19 protein-coding genes and 1 tRNA gene are annotated in these 17,129 nt (G+C 64.2%); 6 read left to right on the plus strand and 14 right to left on the minus strand.

The window, feature by feature from the left end:
* The first annotated feature begins 118 nt into the window (after nucleotides 1-118).
* From ACWGTO_RS15710 to ACWGTO_RS15720, 3 genes are all read left to right on the plus strand, one after another.
* Nucleotides 119-1,552 carry a pyridoxal-phosphate dependent enzyme gene (locus tag ACWGTO_RS15710; protein WP_454575734.1) on the plus strand — a complete coding sequence of 478 codons (1,434 nt, stop codon included), beginning with the start codon at nucleotides 119-121 and terminating at the stop codon, nucleotides 1,550-1,552.
* Nucleotides 1,549-2,721 (plus strand): cystathionine gamma-synthase, encoded by a 1,173-nt coding sequence (locus tag ACWGTO_RS15715; RefSeq protein ID WP_454575735.1) that lies wholly within the window; start codon nucleotides 1,549-1,551, stop codon nucleotides 2,719-2,721. Before ACWGTO_RS15710 ends, ACWGTO_RS15715 begins: the two co-directional genes overlap by 4 nt.
* 111 nt (nucleotides 2,722-2,832) lie before the next feature.
* Entirely contained in the window at nucleotides 2,833-3,015 is a 183-nt protein-coding gene (locus ACWGTO_RS15720) for a hypothetical protein (protein WP_454575790.1), read from the plus strand.
* Between the two features lie 38 nt (nucleotides 3,016-3,053).
* Here ACWGTO_RS15720 and ACWGTO_RS15725 read toward each other — a convergent pair whose 3' ends face one another.
* Nucleotides 3,054-3,362, minus strand: a complete 309-nt coding sequence (locus ACWGTO_RS15725; protein ID WP_454575736.1) for a UBP-type zinc finger domain-containing protein — start codon at nucleotides 3,360-3,362, stop codon at nucleotides 3,054-3,056.
* Entirely contained in the window at nucleotides 3,359-5,029 is a 1,671-nt protein-coding gene (locus tag ACWGTO_RS15730; protein ID WP_454575737.1) for an FAD-dependent oxidoreductase, read from the minus strand. Before ACWGTO_RS15730 ends, ACWGTO_RS15725 begins: the two co-directional genes overlap by 4 nt.
* A gap of 255 nt (nucleotides 5,030-5,284) precedes the next feature.
* Between ACWGTO_RS15730 and ACWGTO_RS15735 the strand changes: the two genes are divergently transcribed.
* Nucleotides 5,285-5,521, plus strand: a complete 237-nt coding sequence (locus ACWGTO_RS15735) for a hypothetical protein (protein WP_454575738.1) — start codon at nucleotides 5,285-5,287, stop codon at nucleotides 5,519-5,521.
* Between the two features lie 539 nt (nucleotides 5,522-6,060).
* Here the strand turns inward: ACWGTO_RS15735 and ACWGTO_RS15740 are convergent.
* Nucleotides 6,061-6,264 carry a hypothetical protein gene (locus tag ACWGTO_RS15740; protein ID WP_454575739.1) on the minus strand — a complete coding sequence of 68 codons (204 nt, stop codon included), beginning with the start codon at nucleotides 6,262-6,264 and terminating at the stop codon, nucleotides 6,061-6,063.
* Nucleotides 6,265-6,432: 168 nt separating this feature from the next.
* On the minus strand, nucleotides 6,433-7,572 hold the full coding sequence (locus tag ACWGTO_RS15745) for an MFS transporter (RefSeq protein WP_454575740.1): 1,140 nt from the start codon (nucleotides 7,570-7,572) through the stop codon (nucleotides 6,433-6,435).
* Nucleotides 7,573-7,728: 156 nt separating this feature from the next.
* Here ACWGTO_RS15745 and ACWGTO_RS15750 point away from each other — a divergent pair, with 156 nt between their 5' ends.
* The gene (locus ACWGTO_RS15750; protein ID WP_454575741.1) at nucleotides 7,729-8,247 is read left to right on the plus strand and encodes an N-acetyltransferase family protein; all 519 of its coding nucleotides are present in this window, start codon (nucleotides 7,729-7,731) and stop codon (nucleotides 8,245-8,247) included.
* On the opposite strand, the gene arsC is transcribed toward ACWGTO_RS15750, so the two are convergent.
* The 3 genes from arsC to ACWGTO_RS15765 are packed head-to-tail and all read right to left on the minus strand — an operon-like array spanning nucleotide 8,225 to nucleotide 9,688.
* Complete coding sequence (gene arsC, locus ACWGTO_RS15755) at nucleotides 8,225-8,647, minus strand: arsenate reductase (glutaredoxin) (protein ID WP_454575742.1); 423 nt, start codon at nucleotides 8,645-8,647, stop codon at nucleotides 8,225-8,227. The genes ACWGTO_RS15750 and arsC overlap by 23 nt on opposite strands.
* Entirely contained in the window at nucleotides 8,644-9,339 is a 696-nt protein-coding gene (locus ACWGTO_RS15760; protein WP_454575743.1) for an aquaporin, read from the minus strand. Before ACWGTO_RS15760 ends, arsC begins: the two co-directional genes overlap by 4 nt.
* Nucleotides 9,332-9,688 carry an ArsR/SmtB family transcription factor gene (locus tag ACWGTO_RS15765; protein ID WP_454575744.1) on the minus strand — a complete coding sequence of 119 codons (357 nt, stop codon included), beginning with the start codon at nucleotides 9,686-9,688 and terminating at the stop codon, nucleotides 9,332-9,334. Before ACWGTO_RS15765 ends, ACWGTO_RS15760 begins: the two co-directional genes overlap by 8 nt.
* Nucleotides 9,689-9,730: 42 nt before the next feature.
* Between ACWGTO_RS15765 and ACWGTO_RS15770 the strand changes: the two genes are divergently transcribed.
* The gene (locus ACWGTO_RS15770; RefSeq protein WP_454575745.1) at nucleotides 9,731-10,270 is read left to right on the plus strand and encodes a DUF6428 family protein; all 540 of its coding nucleotides are present in this window, start codon (nucleotides 9,731-9,733) and stop codon (nucleotides 10,268-10,270) included.
* Nucleotides 10,271-10,398: 128 nt separating this feature from the next.
* On the opposite strand, the gene ACWGTO_RS15775 is transcribed toward ACWGTO_RS15770, so the two are convergent.
* The 7 genes from ACWGTO_RS15775 to mepA all read right to left on the minus strand — a co-directional run bounded on the left by ACWGTO_RS15775 (nucleotide 10,399) and on the right by mepA (nucleotide 17,078).
* Nucleotides 10,399-10,483 (minus strand) — tRNA-Leu (locus ACWGTO_RS15775).
* 130 nt (nucleotides 10,484-10,613) lie between these two features.
* Nucleotides 10,614-11,234 carry a 2,3-bisphosphoglycerate-dependent phosphoglycerate mutase gene (locus tag ACWGTO_RS15780; protein WP_454575746.1) on the minus strand — a complete coding sequence of 207 codons (621 nt, stop codon included), beginning with the start codon at nucleotides 11,232-11,234 and terminating at the stop codon, nucleotides 10,614-10,616.
* Nucleotides 11,235-11,321: 87 nt separating this feature from the next.
* Nucleotides 11,322-12,143, minus strand: coding sequence for a 4-hydroxy-tetrahydrodipicolinate reductase (gene dapB, locus ACWGTO_RS15785; protein WP_454575747.1), 822 nt, complete (start codon nucleotides 12,141-12,143; stop codon nucleotides 11,322-11,324).
* Entirely contained in the window at nucleotides 12,140-13,996 is a 1,857-nt protein-coding gene (locus tag ACWGTO_RS15790) for an ABC transporter ATP-binding protein (protein ID WP_454575748.1), read from the minus strand. The genes dapB and ACWGTO_RS15790 overlap by 4 nt, the downstream gene beginning before the upstream one ends.
* Before the next feature lie 156 nt (nucleotides 13,997-14,152).
* Complete coding sequence (locus ACWGTO_RS15795; RefSeq protein WP_454575749.1) at nucleotides 14,153-15,172, minus strand: glucokinase; 1,020 nt, start codon at nucleotides 15,170-15,172, stop codon at nucleotides 14,153-14,155.
* Nucleotides 15,173-15,310: 138 nt separating this feature from the next.
* A complete protein-coding gene (locus tag ACWGTO_RS15800) occupies nucleotides 15,311-15,901 on the minus strand; it encodes a cation transporter (protein ID WP_454575750.1) in 591 nt (196 codons plus the stop codon).
* 94 nt (nucleotides 15,902-15,995) lie between these two features.
* Nucleotides 15,996-17,078: a penicillin-insensitive murein endopeptidase gene (gene mepA / locus ACWGTO_RS15805; RefSeq protein WP_454575751.1), complete on the minus strand. Its 1,083-nt coding sequence runs from the start codon at nucleotides 17,076-17,078 to the stop codon at nucleotides 15,996-15,998.
* Nucleotides 17,079-17,129 lie beyond the last annotated feature (51 nt).

Here is a 17,129-nt window from a genome sequence, read left to right on the forward strand (position 1 = left end):
CTGGAAAAGGAGCTACGTTGCCGCTCTGCCGGCTGAATCAAAAGAAGTAGAGCATGATGTCGTCCGAAAACCGCTCCGCACTTTGCTCTTGGCGGTTGCTTGATCAGGGAGCTTCGACATGAGCGAGCACAAGATCTCGGACGGCACAACCTCGGACGGCCAATCCCGCCTGCGTCCGCCCTATGCCTCCGTGCTCGACCTCATCGGCCAGACGCCTGTCGTCGAGCTGACCAAATTCGACACCGGAAAATGCCGCCTGTTCATCAAGCTGGAGAGCCAGAATCCCGGCGGCTCGATCAAGGACCGCATCGCGCTGTCGATGATCGCCGCAGCCGAGAAACAGGGCAAGCTGAAACGCGGCGGCACCATTGTCGAGGCGACCGCCGGCAACACCGGTCTTGGCCTTGCCCAGGTTGGTATCCCCAAGGGCTACCGCATCATCCTCGTCGTGCCCGACAAGATGTCGCGCGAAAAGATCCAGCATCTGCGCGCACTCGGCGCCGAAGTGCGCATGACGCGCTCCGATGTCGGCAAGGGCCATCCCGAATACTATCAGGACATGGCCGAGAAGATCGCCGCGGAAACGCCCGGCGCCTTTTATGCCAACCAGTTCGCCAACCCGGCAAACCCGCTGGCGCATGAGACCACCACCGGTCCGGAAATCTTTTCCCAGCTCGACGGCAATGTCGACGCCGTGGTCGTCGGCGTCGGCTCCGGCGGCACGCTGACCGGGCTTGGGCGCTACTTCGCCAAAGTGTCGCCGAAGACCGAGATGGTGCTGGCCGACCCTGTGGGATCGGTGCTGGCGCCGCTGATCAAGACCGGCAAGATGGAAGAGGCCGGCAGCTGGACCGTCGAGGGCATAGGCGAGGATTTCGTGCCGCCCAATGCCGATCTGTCGCTGGTCAGGAAAGCCTATTCCATCCCCGACAAGCAGAGCATGCTGGCGGTGCGCGACCTGCTGTCGAAGGAAGGCATTCTGGCCGGTTCCTCCTCGGGCACGCTGCTGTCGGCGGCGCTGCGCTATTGCCGCGAGCAGACTGTTGCAAAGCGCGTCGTCACCTTCGTCTGCGACAGCGGCAACAAGTATCTGTCGAAAGTCTTCGACGATATCTGGCTGGCCGAACAAGGGCTCGCCGACCATGAACAGCACGGCGATTTGCGCGATCTCGTTACCCGGTCGCCACGCACCGGCGACATTGTTTATGTCGGCCCGGACGAAAGCCTGCTCAACGCCTATGGCCGCATGCGCCGCTCCGATGTCTCGCAGCTGCCGGTTCTGGACGAGGGCAAACTGGTCGGCATCGTCGATGAGAGCGACATACTGGCCAAGGTCGACGGTCCCTATGACGGCCGCTGGGACCGTTTCAACGGTCCGGTGCGCACGGCGATGACCTCCAACCTGCACACGCTGCAGGCCAGCCAGACGCTGGATGCCCTGCTGCCGGTGTTCGATCGCAACGAAGTCGCCATCATCTTCGATGGCGACGAGTTCGTCGGCCTGATAACCCGTATCGACCTGATCAATCATTTGAGGCGCCGCGCAAAATGACCAGCAATGCAGGCAAGAACCGCCTGGCCTTTTCCACCCGCACCATCCATGGCGGCCAGAGCCAGGACCCGCTGACCGGCGCGGTGATGGTGCCGATCTACGCGACGTCGACCTATGGCCAGCAGTCGCCCGGCGTTCACAAGGGGTTTGAATACGCCCGCAGCCAGAACCCGACGCGCTTTGCCTTCGAGCGCGCGGTGGCCGATCTCGAAAGCGGCTCGGCCGCCTTTGCCTTCGCCTCCGGCCTGGCGGCGATCTCGACCGTGCTCGAACTGCTCGACAGCGGCGCCCACATCGTCGCCACCGACGACATCTATGGCGGCTCGTTCCGGCTGATGGAGCGGGTGCGCAAGCGCTCGGCCAATCTGCAGGTGAGCTTCGTCGACTTCACCGATCTTGCCGCCGTCGAAGCGGCGATCCGCCCGGAGACGAAACTGCTCTGGGTCGAGACCCCAACCAACCCGCTGCTGCGCATCGTCGACCTCGAAGGCCTCGCCGCACTTGCCAAGCGCAAGGGCGTTCTGACGGTCGCCGACAACACTTTTTGCAGCCCCTACATCCAGCGGCCGCTGGAGCTCGGCATCGACATCGTCGTCCATTCGACAACAAAGTATCTCAACGGCCATTCCGACATGGTCGGTGGCGTCGCCATCGTCGGCGACAACAAGGATCTCGCCACCCAGCTGAAATTCCTGCAGAACGCCATCGGCGCCATCTCCGGCCCGTTCGACAGTTTTCTGGCGCTGCGCGGCATCAAGACGCTGGCGCTCAGGATGGAGCGCCATTCGGCGAACGGCCTCAAGATCGCCCAATGGCTGGAGGCGCGCAAGGACGTGCGCCGTGTCGTCTATCCCGGCCTGCCCAGCCATCCGCAGCACGCCATCGCCAAAAAGCAGATGCACGCCTTCGGCGGCATGATCTCGGTCGACCTCGACCGCGACCTCGCCGGCACCAAGCGCTTCCTCGAACGCACGCAGTTGTTCACCCTGGCCGAAAGCCTTGGGGGCGTCGAAAGCCTGATCGAGCACCCCGCGCTGATGACGCATGGCTCGATCCCGGCGGAAAAGCGCGCAGCGATCGGCATCTCGGATTCGCTGGTGCGACTGTCGGCGGGTATCGAGGATGGCGACGATCTGATCGCCGATCTGGAGCAGGCGCTGAGGGGCTAGCTGGACAGGGCGCGCAATGATGCGCCGTACACTCAGAACACGCCCGTTAACACAATCGGAAGCCTTTGCTTAACCGTTCGCCGCTATGTCCCTCTCGGGAGGCGTGACAGAGTGAGTGTGATGGACAACAGCCGGGAAAAGCGCAGCGAATGGCGCGCCATATTTTATGTGCAGGCCCGCGTGGCGATCCTGTTTGTCCCAATCATCGTCAGTCTTTTGATGATAGCCACGCTCGCCGGCAATGACCGCGATCCCGCCGCCATCGACGGCACCCTCACCGGCTCGGTGAAGTAACGACGTAGCCTTAGGCTCGGGCGACTCCCCGCGCCCCCTCAGAAAAACTTCGGGATCGAGCCGCTCTGCGGCGTCACGTCGCCGTCGAGGTCGATGAACACCTCGTCGACAAAGCACCAGGCCCAGCCTTCCGGCGGGTCGTAGCCTTCGATGACCGGGTGCTTGGTGGCGTGGAAATGCTTGGTGGCGTGGCGGTTGGGCGAGTCGTCGCAGCAGCCGACATGGCCGCAGGTGCGGCAGAGCCTGAGATGCACCCACATCGAGCCGCTCTTCAGGCATTCCTCGCAGCCGAGCGTGCTCGGCGTCACTTTTTTAATGCCTGTCGTGTGTTTGCATTCGTCCATCATGCTCTCCTGGCCAGTTCTGATGTCGCGGCGTTGGGTCGCGCGAGATAGGCATGCAACGCCGCCACCACCTGGGCGCCTTCGCCGACGGCGGCGGCGACCCGCTTGACCGAGCCGGAGCGCACGTCGCCGATGGCGAACACGCCGCTGCGGCTCGTCTCCATCAGCCCCGCGGCCACGTCGGCGCCGGTGCGCACGAAACCCCTGGCGTCCAGCGCCACATTGCACTCAGCCAGCCAGTCGGTGTTGGGGTCGGCGCCGATGAACAGGAAGAGATGCTGGATCGGGCGGGTCACGACATCGCCGGTCGCCCCGTTGCGCCAGCGCAACCGGGTGAGATTGCCGCCTTCGCCTTCCAGCGCCTCGATCTCGGTTTCGGGGAGAACCTCGATGTTGGGCTGCGCCTCGATGCGCTCGACCAGATAGCGCGACATGGTTTCCCTGAGGCCGCGGCGCACCAGCATCGTCACCTTGCGCACCTGGCTTGCGAGATAGACCGCAGCCTGCCCCGCCGAATTGCCGGCGCCGACCAGAGCCACCTCCTGGCCGGCGCACAGCCGCGCCTCGATCGGCGAGGCCCAGTAATGCACCGACGTGCCCTCGAATTCGGCCAGATTGGCGATGTCGAGGCGGCGGTAGCGCGCACCGCTGGCGATCACCACCGTGCGCGCCTTGACGCTCTCGCCGTCGCCGACGGCCAGCGTGTGGCCCACGCTCGCTGCGCCGAGCAGCTTCGCTTCGTCGGGGATGACCATTTCGACGCCGAATTTCTGCGCCTGGTTGTAGGCGCGCGCCATCAGCGCCATGCCGGAGATACCGGTGGGGAAACCCAGATAGTTTTCGATGCGCGAGGAGGCCCCCGCCTGGCCGCCGAAGGCGCGGCAATCGAGCACGATGGTCGAAAGCCCTTCGGACGCCGCATAGACCGCGGCCGCCAGCCCCGCCGGCCCGGCGCCGACAATGGCGACGTCATAGACCATGTCGGTGTCGATGGGCCGCAGCAGGCCGATGCAGCGGGCGAGCTCGGTTTCGCCGGGATTGTGCATCAGCTTGCCGTTGGGACAGAGCACGATCGGCAGATGGTGCTGGTCGACATGGAAATGCTCGATCAGTGTTTTCGCACACGGATCGCTGTCGGAATCGAGCGCCCGGTGCGGCTGGCCGCTGCGGCGCAGAAACCCTTGCAGCCTCAACGTATCGCCATTGCCGGCCGGGCCGATGACGATCGGCCCGCTGCTGCCGCTTTCGAGCAACCCGACGCGGCGCAGGATCAGCGCCCGCATGATGCGCTCGCCGAGACTTGCCTCCTGCACCATCAGGTCGCGCAGCCGCTGCGAGGGGATGACGAAGGCCTCGACGGGCTCCTTGGCCTCGGCATTGACCAGCGACGGCCGGCTTGAAAGCTGCGCCAGCTCGCCGATGAAATTGCCGGGACCATGGGTGACGATGGTCTCGCGCCGGCCAAGCCCGACATCCTGGGTGATGTCGACCGAACCCGACAGGATGACGACCAGCCCCGGCGCCACGGAGCCGGCGGTGACGATGTGCTCGCCTGCGGCATAGAAGCTCGCCTCGCCGAAGCGGCGCATGCGGTCGATGTCGGCGTCGGCCAGGGCGGGAAACATCTGGTCGCGGCGGGTGACGGTGATCGGCTGGGCGGAAGGGGCCATGGTTGGAGCGTAGCGTCATGGGCGCCGGGTTTGAAGCGGTTTGTTGAGTGCCTGCCCAGGAGGGGAGGTTGTCCGCCCACGGATTGGCATTCGTCGTTTCCCCTGCCGCGACGAAGGACACGGAGTAGAAACCGCTGCAATCGCTGATCATCGATCGTCAGACCGAAGTCCTACGCCAATACGACTGAAGACCCTGAGCAGGAACAAAGGCTTACGGCTCCCGTTGCCTTCTCAGGAAACTTCAAGGAGGACGAAATGGCTGACGGACCAACTGTCGTGAATGCAGGAGGGGGCGCGGGAACGGCGATAGCGATCGTTGTTGCAGTCGTCGCAATCCTTGCCCTGCTTTTCGTGACCGGCATCATCGATCTCAGTGGCGGTGGTGGTAAGGACATCAACGTGAAAGTCGATGTGCCCAAGGTCGAGGCCCCGGCCTCAACGCCAAAGCCGGCAGCTCCAGCACCAGCCCCGGCTCCCGCCAACGGCGGTTGAGCCGATCGGCTGCGGCTCCAGCGCGGGAGGAGCGCTGGAGCCAGCTTTCATCAAGGGGAACAAGACAATGGATGACCCACACAACAGCGTATTGGAAGCCCGGTGGCTTCTTGCCGTGCCGGTTTCCGTGCTCTTCGCGGTCTTGTTGGCCGGCCTGATACTGACCTGAAACAATTTTCGACGCTGATTGGCGCCCTGCCTGTTCGGATGCCAAGCGCTGCCTCCACGGCCAACTCAAAACAGTCTGCGCCTTGCCGAATCCAAAAATTGTTATGCTTTTTGCTGTACATACCGGCGGACGCTTGGTTGCAGCGGCTGATTAAGCGCCGATGCTGCCGACAGTCATGAGATAAAGCACAACGATCGCTGCCACCCAGACTGCAGCTTTGGCAAACGTCCTGGCGGTTGGCCGGAACTTTCGCTGCAGTCGAGGGGACCCTGGCACGTGTCAGCCCCGAAATTCGCGGCTGCGGACCGCGGCTACAAGGATACGTCTCATCGTCGATCGCCTTTATGGTGCGCGCTGGGTTCCGCGCGCCTCACCGTGTCCGGACATTTTCGTCCGGCACGAAGGCTCGTGCTGGAACCGACATGAGGGATTGTCTCGTCGCCGGCTTTTCAGTGAGGTAAAGGGCGCCGCCCAGAACGCCGAAAAGGATCCCGATAGCCGCCAAGCCAACCATCAGGACGGCAATCGCAGTTCCAGGCCCATAGCCCGTCTTGACGATGAAATGCTTGTGCATTTGCCATCCCTCCAGTCAGTGCTCTTTTCAGTCCATTCGATGAACGCCCGCTCGACACCGGTGTTCCTCTCATCGGGCCTTAGAAGCGCGGGGTTAGACTTTTGATCGGCGTCTTGTCGGACCTTGGTCTGACAGAGCTGTTCCCCGCGGGCGAACCCATGGCGGCCGCTAGCTGATGCGGATGCGTCGCATGGCCCCGCGCTGCAAGGCAAACAGCGCGCCGACCAGCGCGACGTTTGTCAGGGCGAGTCCGAGCAGTACGGCCAGCAATCCGCGCTCACCCGTATGTTGCAGGAGCAGCGCGCCGACGGACGGCGCCGCGGCTTGGGCGATCAGGCTCGGCATGGCGAGCCGTCCCATCAGTTTCGCATAGCCGGTGGCGCCAAACAGGGCGAGCGGCAGCGTGCCGCGCGCGATCGATTCCAGGCCGATGCCGGCGCCGTAAAACATCAGAGCCACCGGCAGAACCGGCAGGCCGGTCCAGAGCGTCGCCACACCTATGACCACAAAAATCACCGAGGCGAGTTTGGTCCAGATCGGATGGTGGTAGCGGGCGATGACCATCTCGACGGCGCGGGCGCCGACCTGGAAAGGACCGACCAGGGCGCCGAGGCCGACGGCCGCGCCCAGCGCCAGGCCGGTGGATTGCAGCACGGTCAGCAGATGCACAGACAAGGTCGAGGATATGACCGCCGACAGCGTGATGCTTGCGGCCAGCGTGGCCATCAGGGGCAGGCTGCGCGGCGCCTGGCCCGTTTCCGGCGCAGCAGCCGTCCGGGCAGACGCTTCGGCGGGAATGCCGCGCGGCAGGACAAGCAGATAGGCGGGCAATGCCACCAGAAGCTGGATTGCCGCGTAGGCCAGGCATACGCCGCGCCAGCCGAACGCGTCGAGCAGAAAGGCCGAAATCGGCCAGCAGATGGTGCTGGCGAAACCGCCAAACAGCGTCAGGCTGGTGATGGTCGAACGGGCGCTGCGCCCATACAGCCGTCCGAGCGTGCCGAAGGCGGCGTCATAAAGGCCGGCGCCCATGCCGAAACCCATGATCAGCCAGCCGGCGACGAAGACGGAAAGGGTCGGCGACGCCGCCACCACCGCCTGGCCGATGCCGAGGCAGACAGCGCTGAAGGCCAGCGTCATGCGGCCGCCATGGCGTTCGATTGCGGCCCCGACATGCGGCGATATCAGGCCCGCGACCAAAAGCCCGAGCGACAGGCTGCCGATCACCCAGGGAAACGGCCAGCCGCTCTGAGCCGACACGGCAGGGCCAATGACGGCCGGCAGATAGTAGGAGGATCCCCACGCCATGATTTGCGTCAGGCCGAGCGTTGTGACGATGACAGGTCGACTTGGGATTGAAGCCACTCAGGCATGCCCCCGGGAAACGGGAGGAGCGGCCATCGTCGGTGCCTTCACGCGCCCATCAAAGCCCGCTATTTCTGATCCCTCAAAAGGAAAGATCTGATGCGCATCGCCGTGTTTGATGAGAATGAGGCAAGGCTCCATGTGCGAGCCCTTGCCGAGATGCTGGCCCAGAGCGTCGAAGACGGCGCGCTCGTTGGCTTCGTGCTGCCTTTCGATGAGCCCCAGGCGCTGGCACATTGGGAGGATGTTTTCCGTTCGGTGAGTGAAGGCGAACGGCTCCTCATCTGCGCCGATATCGACGGCCGTGTCGTCGGCACGGTTCAACTTTATCTGTCGCCGGAGCCGAACGCGCCGCACCGGGCCGAAGTCTACAAACTCCTCGTTCATCGCGACTTCCAGCGGCAAGGCATCGGTCTCGCTCTGATGCAGGCTGTCGAGCGTGAGGCCATCAGCAGAAAACGGTCTCTGCTCCTCCTCGACACGGTCGAGGGCGGGGCCAGCGAGCGACTCTACAGGCGGCTCGACTGGCACGAGGTTGGCTCTGTCCCGCATCACTTTGTCGACCCGCATGGCCAGCCGAAAGTCTCCATCTATTTCATGAAGCATCTGCCGCTTTAGGCCGATAGGCGACCTTCTCGCCGTCTTCCTTCACGAAATCCCGAACAGGGTGGTCGAGCAGATCCAGCACCAGCTCGGATGGCCGGCAAAGCCGCGTTCCGCGCGGCGTTTCGACAATCGGCCGATTGATGAGGATGGGGTGGGCGAGCATCTGGTCGATCAGGTTCTCCTCGCTCCATTGCTCGTCGGCCAGGCCAAGCTCGGCATAGGGCGCGCCCTTTTCGCGCAACAGTGCCCGCGCCGACATCCCCATGGCCTTGAGCAGGCCGACCAGGCGAGATCGCGACGGCGGATTTTTCAGATACTCGATAACGACAGGTGTTTCGCCACTCGCCACGATGAGAGCAAGCGTGTTGCGCGACGTCCCGCAATCGGGGTTGTGATAGATGGTGACGGTCACGGCCCTGCCCTTTCGGTCTGTGATGTGGTGTCGGCGGGAATGAGCAACCAGCGCATTACGGCGGCGGCGATGAGTGCGCCGGCAATCTCGGCAAGGATGAAGCCGGGAAGGTCGGCCGGTCGGATGCCGGAAAAGCTGTTGGTCAGCGAGCGGGCGACAGCCACGGCCGGATTGGCGAAGGAAGTCGAAGCCGTGAACCAGTACGCGGCCGTGATGTAGAGGCCGACCAGCCATGGAATGGCGCTTCGCTCGAAGCGCAAGCCGGCCAGGATGACGGCCACCAGACCGAAGGCGGCAATCCCTTCGGAGAGCCACTGCGCCGCGCCGGTGCGTATGTGCGTTGAGGCCTGCACGAGCGACTGGCCGAACATGGCGTGCGCCGTCATCGTACCGGCAATGCCGCCGAGGGTCTGGGCCACGATGTACAGCCCGGCCGAGCGCATCGGCAGCTGCCGCCAAACCGTGAAGACCAGCGTGACCGCCGGGTTGAAATGGGCCCCGGAAATTGGCCCGAGAATGGTGATGAGCACGACGAGAATAGCGCCTGTCGGCAGCGTGTTGCCAAGCAGCGCCACCGCTTTGTCCGCAGTCAGCGTCTCGGCCATGATGCCGGAGCCGACCACGGTGGCGACGAGGAAAGCAGTGCCGAGCGCCTCGGCCGCGACACGGCGCGGCACACTGTATTCAGGCATCGGCACGGCTTCCCTTGTTCGGCACGCAGCATGTCGGGTTTAGCGCCGGCGAACAGATTTCCGGCCGGCCCGAGCAGCAGTCCTCCGTCAGGAACCGGATAAGGCCGGTCAGCGCGTCATATTCGGCGCTGTAGACAATCGACCGCGAGTCGCGCCGGGTGGAGACCAGGCCCGCCCGCTCCAGCTCCTTCAGGTGAAAGCTGACATTGGAGGCCGAGACCTCCACCTGCTCGGCCAGCGCGCCGGCGGCGATGCCGTCGGGCCCGGCAACAACCAGCAGCCGCAGCAGCTTCAGCCGCGTTTCCTGGGACAGGGCCCCGAAGGCGGAAAGGGCTTGACGTTCATCCATATTTCAATAATCCTAAAAATATCGAAATGAGGATTATCGCAAATGCTCGCCGCTGACAACACCGAATTTGACCGTGCCGCGATACCAGATCCCGCCGACATCACCATTGACAGCCTGTTGGGGTTCCTGGCGGCACACAAGGAAAAGCCTTTGGTGTTTTTCTATGACGGCCGCGCCGTTCAGCCTGGCTATCACGTCACCGAGGTGAAGGCCGGCCAGTTCGCGGCGCTGGATTGCGGCGCCAACCCGGAATCCTGGTCGGAAATCTTTGTGCAGCTATGGGACGTGACCGAAGACCGCACGCATATGCCGGCCGCCAAATTCTCGGCCATCATCCGCAAGGTCACCGAGCATGTCGGGCTCGACCATTCGGCCAAGCTGACCTTCGAGGTTAGTGACGGCGTACGGCCGATGCAGCTCTACCGTGCAGCCCAGCCCGAGATCGTTGCTGGCGCCGTGCATGTCGAGCTGTCGCCACGCCCGGCGAGCTGCAAGCCGCGCGACCGCTGGCTCGAGGCGCAACAGAAGGCCAGCGCCTCATGCTGCCAACCGGCAAATGACGGCAAACCCTGCTGCAGCTGAATGTGAGCAACAAAAAAGCCCGGACGAACCGGGCTTTTTGACTGTCCTCCTTCGCCAAGGCTTCGGAGGACACCCTTCGCTCTTGGAGCTCCGGATGGCCTGCCACCCGAAGCTCGAAGAGCGAAGGGTGGTGCCCAGAAGAGGACTCGAACCTCCACTCCTTGCGGAACACGGACCTGAACCGTGCGCGTCTACCAATTCCGCCATCTGGGCTGGTGCGGGCTCATGTAAGCGGGCAAGCGGCGGGTGTCAACGCGGTTTTAGAGCATGATCCCGAAAAGTGGGAACCGGTTTTCGGAAAAGATCATGCTCAATCAAGAAACACCCGCAGTGGCGCGCCGGCTCAGTTTTCCAGCATGTCCTTCGATGCCACGGTCGAATCGGCGTTGAGCTTGTAGATCACCGGTACGCCGGTGCCGAGTTCGAGCTTGACGATCTCCTCGCCGCTCTTGCCGTCCAGCGCCATGATCAGCGCGCGCAGCGAATTGCCGTGCGCGGCGACCAGCACGGTGCCGCCCCTCAGCACATGCGACTGCATGTCGTGCAGATAATAGGGCCAGACGCGGGCGCCGGTGTCCTTCAGGCTTTCGCCGCCGGGCGGCGGCACGTCGTAGGAGCGGCGCCAGATATGCACCTGGTCCTCGCCCCATTTCTTGCGCGCATCGTCCTTGTTGAGGCCGGAGAGGTCGCCATAGTCACGCTCGTTCAGCGCCTGGTCGCGGATCGTCTTCAGATCGCTCTGGCCGACGGCATCGAGAATGTGCTGGCAGGTCTTCTGTGCCCGGATCAGCGCCGAAGTAAAGGCGATGTCGAATTTCAGGCCGCGCGCCTTGAGCTTCTGGCCGGCCTCCTTGGCCTCCTTGTGGCCCTGTTCGGTCAGGTCGACATCACGCCAGCCGGTGAACAGGTTCTTCAGGTTCCATTCGCTCTGGCCGTGGCGCACGAGCACGAGAGTTCCCGACATGTTTGCTCCTTCAGGGATGGGTTGGATTTGAGCAATTCCAGGAAAATAGCGGTTTTCCCTCCGGAATTGCGTAAGAAAATAGACGCCTCAGCTCAGGCCGAGCACGTCCCGCATGGAATACAGTCCGGGCTTTTTGCCGCGCGCCCAAAGGGCTGCCTTGACCGCGCCGCGGGCAAAGATCGCGCGGTCTTCGGCATGGTGCGCCAGCGTGATGCGCTCGCCGGTGCCGGCCAGGATGACGCTGTGGTCGCCGACCACCGAGCCGCCGCGAAGCGAGGCGAAACCGATCGTTCCAGGCTTGCGCACGCCGGTATGGCCATCGCGCACCCGCACATCGTTGCCGGCAAGCGCAATGCCGCGTCCCGCCGCAGCCGCTTCGCCGAGAAGCAATGCGGTGCCCGACGGCGCATCGACCTTGTGCTTGTGGTGCATTTCGAGGATCTCGATGTCGTAATCGTCGGCGTCGAGCGCGCGCGCGGCCTGTTCGACCAGCACCGCCAGCAGATTGACGCCGAGGCTCATATTGCCGGATTTGACGATCGTCGCATGGCGTGCCGCCGCTTCTATCCTGGCATTGTCGTCCGCCGAGCAGCCCGTGGTGCCGATGACATGGGCAATGCGCGCCTGCGCGGCATAGCCGGCGAATTCGACGGTGGCCGCCGGGGCGGTGAAGTCGAGCACGCCGTCGGCCTTGGCGAAGACCGGCAGCGGATCGTCCGATATCGCCACGTTGATGATACCGATGCCTGCCAGTTCACCCGCATCCTTGCCGAGATAGGGCGATCCGGCCCGCTCGACTGCGCCGACCACGCGCGCGCCCGGCATCGAATGGATGGTACGGATCAGCGTCTGGCCCATGCGACCGGCCGCTCCGACCACCACCAGGCCCATATCGCCCGTTTCGCTCATGCGTTCCTCACTACCTTCTTTGCGCGCGTACGCGGCAGCGGAGTTTGAATGGGCTTGGCGTCGTCGACAAGCCCCAGCCCCTTCTTGCCCTGCACCCGGTGGAAGCGGGCATAGACGCTGTGCGGATCGGCCATAAGCGAGGCGTGCGTGCCTTCCTCGACCAGCCGGCCCTCTTCGAGCACGATGATATGGTCGGCATTGACGACCGTCGACAGCCGGTGCGCGATGACGATCGTCGTGCGGCCTTGCATGACATGGCTCAGCGCTTCCTGAACGCGGGCCTCTGCCTCGTTGTCGAGCGCCGAGGTCGCTTCGTCGAGCAGCAGGATCGGCGCATTGCGCACAATGGCGCGGGCGATCGAGACGCGCTGGCGCTGGCCGCCCGACAGCGTCGAGCCGCCTTCGCCGACCGGCGTGTCGTAGCCTTCAGGCTGCTGGCGGATGAAGTCGTCGGCCGCGGCCAGGATCGCCGCCTGTTCGATCTCGGCGTCGGTGGCCGAAAGCCGGCCATACCTGATGTTGTCGCGGATGGTGCCTTCGAACAGATAGGGCGACTGCGAGACATAGGCGATCGAGCCGCGCAGCGAGTGTTTGGTGACTTTGGAAATGTCCTGGCCGTCGATTTCGATCGTCCCTGCATCGACATCGTAGAAACGCTGCAGCAGCGCCACCAGCGTCGTCTTGCCGGCGCCCGAGGCGCCGACGATGGCCGTCATCTTGCCGGCGGCGGCGGTGAAGCTCAGATCCTGCAGCACCGGCACTTCCTCGACATAGCGGAAGGACACGTTGTTGAACCGCACGGCGCCGGTGGTGAAATGAGCCTCTGCGGCGCCTGGCGCGTCGCCCTGCTTCGGCTCGCGGTCGAGCAGCTCGTAGATCATGCGCGCATTGACCAGTGCCCGCTCCATCGAGACCTGCATGCGCGCCAGACGGCGCGCCGGGTCATAGGCCAGGATCAGCGCGGTGATGAACGAAAACACCGCACCCGGAGGCTGGCCGAGGACCAGTGCCCGATAGCCGGAATAGCCGATGACCGCGGTGACCGCGAGGCCAGCCAGCATGTCGGAAATCGGCGACAACCGTTCCGAGACGCGGGCGATCTTGTTGCTGCGCTGCTCCGCTGTAGCGGCAAGCTCGCCGATGCGGCGCGACAGTTCGTCCTCCATGGTGAAGGCCTTGACGATGGCGATGCCTTGGGTCGCCTCCTGCACGGCGCCGATCAGCCGCGCATTGATCAGCACCGATTCGCGATTGATCTTGCGCACCCGGCGCGTGATGTAGACGACAGCCCAGATCAGCGGCGGCCCGATCAGCAGCGAACTCAGCGATAGCACCGGATCCTGGTAGATCATGACGCCGACAAGGCCGACCAGCGTGACCGCGTCGCGGGTGATCGAGACCAGGGTCAGCGACAGCAGGTCGCGAATGCCGCCGACATTCTCGTTGACCTGTGCCGCCAGCCGGCCGGAACGCGTGTCGTTGAAGAAGTCGACACCGAGCTTCATCAGGTGGTCGAAGATGCGTCTCTGGTAGCGCGCCACCAGATTGTTGCCAATTGTGGCGAGCGCCACTGCCTGGCCGTAACCGGCGAAGCCGCGGATCATGAAGGCGCCCATGAAACCGGCGCAGATCCACACCACGGCGCCGCCCTGCCGTTCGTAGAATATCTGGTTGACCATCGGCGCCATGATCCAGGCGCTGAAGGCTGTGGTGCCCGAAACCAGCAGCGAGCAGATGATGGCGACGGCATAGGACGAGCGATAGTCGCGGCTGTTTTCAGCCAGGATGCGGCGCAGCACGGCCGTGACCTCGGCCGGCCTCACCTTGGCTCTGTTTGGGCTTTGAAATGTCAAATTTGCTGCACTTCGTCGGTTTCCGCGTCGTAGGGCGGGCTGGAATTCGGCCTCCTCTTAACGCTCCGGCCGTGGCTTGCCTATGGCCAAGGCGGCGAAACTTCGTCGCGGCTTAGTTCACGATTTAGAGTTGATCGCCACTTTTTGCAGTGCGGATCACGCCCGCCAACGCCGTCCCTGCGTCTGGACGCCGAACAGCGACGGGTTTCTGGCATAGGCGGCCAGGCCGGAAAGGGCCGCCAGCGGGTGGGTGATGACATAGACCGGCATCGAGGCCATCAGCGCGCTGTGCGGCGCCTTGTCCTCGAAGGCGGCGCGGAAATTGCCCTGCTTCAGCGCCGGCACGATCTTTTGCGCAATGCCGCCGGTCAAAAACACGCCGCCGCGGCTCATGAACACCAGCGCCAGGTCACCGGCGGTGCGGCCAAGGCAGGTGACGAACAGCGCCAGCGCTTCCTCGGCAACCGCATCGGTCTTGGCTAGCGCCGCGCCGGTGATTTCGGCCGGCGTGGTGAACGGCGTCGGCTTGCCGTCGGCCTTGGCCACGGCGCGGTAGACATTGACCAGGCCGCGCCCGCACAGGATCTGCTCGCCCGAAATGCGGCCTTCGAGCTTCTCGATATGTGGGAACACCTCGAAATCGCGCTGAGAGCGCGGGCCGATGTCCATGTGGCCGCCCTCGCCGGGCACCGGTATCCAGTGGTTCAGCGCATGAACCAGACCGGCCACCCCAAGCCCGGTGCCGGGGCCGAGCACGACGCGCCCGGCATTGGGCTCCGGCGTGCCGCCGCCGATCTTTTCCATATGCTCTTCGCCGAGCGCCACGACTGCCAGCGCCTGCGCCTCAAAATCGTTGAGCACGACGATGTCGCTCAGGCCAAGATTGGAAAACATCTGCTTCGGCTTCACCACCCAGGGACAGTTGGTGAGCGGGATCTCGTCGCCATCGACCGGCCCGGCGATCGCCAGCACCGCCGAATTCGGCCGGATGGACGAGCGGTCGAGCACCGCCGCCTGGATTGCCTCGTCTATGGTGTTGAAATTGGCCGTCTGCACGATATGCGGCTCGCCGCCGTCCGAATTCGCGTCGAGCACGATCGAAAAGCGCGCATTCGTTCCGCCGATGTCGCCGATCAACACTGGAAACCGCAACGCGTCGTCGTCGTCGCCTGCCATGCCTTGGTCGTCCCCTTTGCGATGCCGTTGCGCCGTTTCAATCGATTGACTAGCGCATGGGTTTGAAAAGGGAAACGCTTTTCGAGCCCAGCGGCGCACTGAGGTCGACTCTGCGGCCAAACGGCCACGATCTCGCCACTAGGCGGACGCTTTGTGCTCCTCGCGAGCCGCGGACCAGACTTCGCGAGCCGCATCGACATTCATGGCGGCAATTCCCAGACCGACAATCAGGTCGGGCCAAGCAGAATGCCAGATCACAGCAGTGACAAGGCCAGCGCCGATAATGGCTACGTTGGCAAAGGCGTCGTTGCGCGCGGAAAGGAACGCCGCCTTTGTCAGGCTGCCGCTGGACTGGCGGAAGGGTGCCAACATGAACGCGCAAGACAGGTTCACGGCCAAGGCGCCGGCGCCTGTCAGGGACAGCGGCAACGGCGCCGGCGCGACCGGCAGGCTGAACTTGGCCCAGGCCGTCCAGAGCGTTGCCAACCCAGGCACCAGAAGAATGGCCGCCAGGGCCATGCCAACCTTCGCACGGCCAGGTGCGGCCCAGCTCAGGGCAACCAGAATAAGAAAATTGACCGAGGTATCTTCCAGGAAATCAACACTGTCCGCGAACAGCGACACGGAGCCGATCGCAGATGCCACGGCGAACTCGACGACGAAGTATCCCAGATTGAGAAGAGCTACCCGCCGGACGACGCGGAGAAGGCCGGTATCCTCCGTCTGCAATGCCGTACCTCCTGCCCGCGCTATGGCAGGATCATTGCACCTTGAGTGACCGGCGGTAAAGCGCCGGTGGTCAGACGTGAAGCAGCGGTCAGCCTCACGGCCGTGGTCTCGGCAAAGGTACGCCGATCTCCGGCGTCTCGGCAAAAGCGTTGACGGCGCTTGGCAGTGCGGCCGCGTTGCTCACGGCGGGCGGCGAAGGCGTGTCGGGTTCGGGCGCCCTGGCGGCGATCGGAACGCCGCCGCCGCTGCGATAGGTGACGGCTTCGGCCGAATCCGCGTCGGGCTGGTCGAGAACGAACTGGCACTGTTTCGGCAGGTTCGCCATCGTCATCACGTCGCGCGCCTTGGGCGCGTCCGGGTTCTTGTTGGGACGCCACGGCTCCTCGGTGAACCACCAGGCCAAGGGCTTGCCGCAGCCATCATCGTCGGGCGTCGCTTCCTGTCCCTTGCAGTTGGGCGAACCCGGCTGGCAGCCGATGCGGATGTGGAAATGGTAGTCATGGCCCCAGAACGGCCGGATCTTGCGCAGCCATGAGCGGTCGCCGGTCACGGTGTCGCACAGCTTCTTCTTGATGCCGGGATTGACCAGGATGCGCTCGACTTCCGGATAGCTCGCCGCCCGCTTCAACAGCTGCGTATGCATCGGCTTCCACAGCCGGTCCTTCACCAGATGCGTCTTGTCATCGACCATCAACGTGGCGCTGATGTTTTCGCGCTCCTGGGTCGTGAGCTTGCGGTCGGGCATCGGCGTCAGCCAGATGTCGGCGTCGAGGCCGATCTGGTGTGAGGCATGCCCGGTCAGCATCGGCCCGCCGCGCGGCTGCGAGATGTCGCCGATCAGAAGCCCGGGCCAGCCGTCGGCGGCGGCATCGCGCGACAGTTTCTCGATCAGCGCGATCATCGTCGGATGGCCCCAGCGGCGGTTGCGCGACGGACGCATCACTTCCCAGTTCTGGCCGTCCATCGGAATGGCGACGCCGCCGGTGAAGCAGCCCTTGGAATAGAAGCCGAAGGATTGCGCAGCCGCCACCGCAGGCAGCTTCTTGGCCCCGAACAGGTCCTTTGCCCGCGGCTCGGCCGTGATTGCACCCGCCACCAGCCCTGCCAAGGCAACGATCGCCAGCGTCGCCGTCAGGAACGGCCGTCTGCCGGGCAAGGATCGCATCGAAATCGTCATGAGCCCCCACTGCAACAAGCCGCGCTACCGGGCGAATCATACCACGCCCGC

It is taken from the genome of Mesorhizobium sp. PL10, assembly GCF_053714315.1.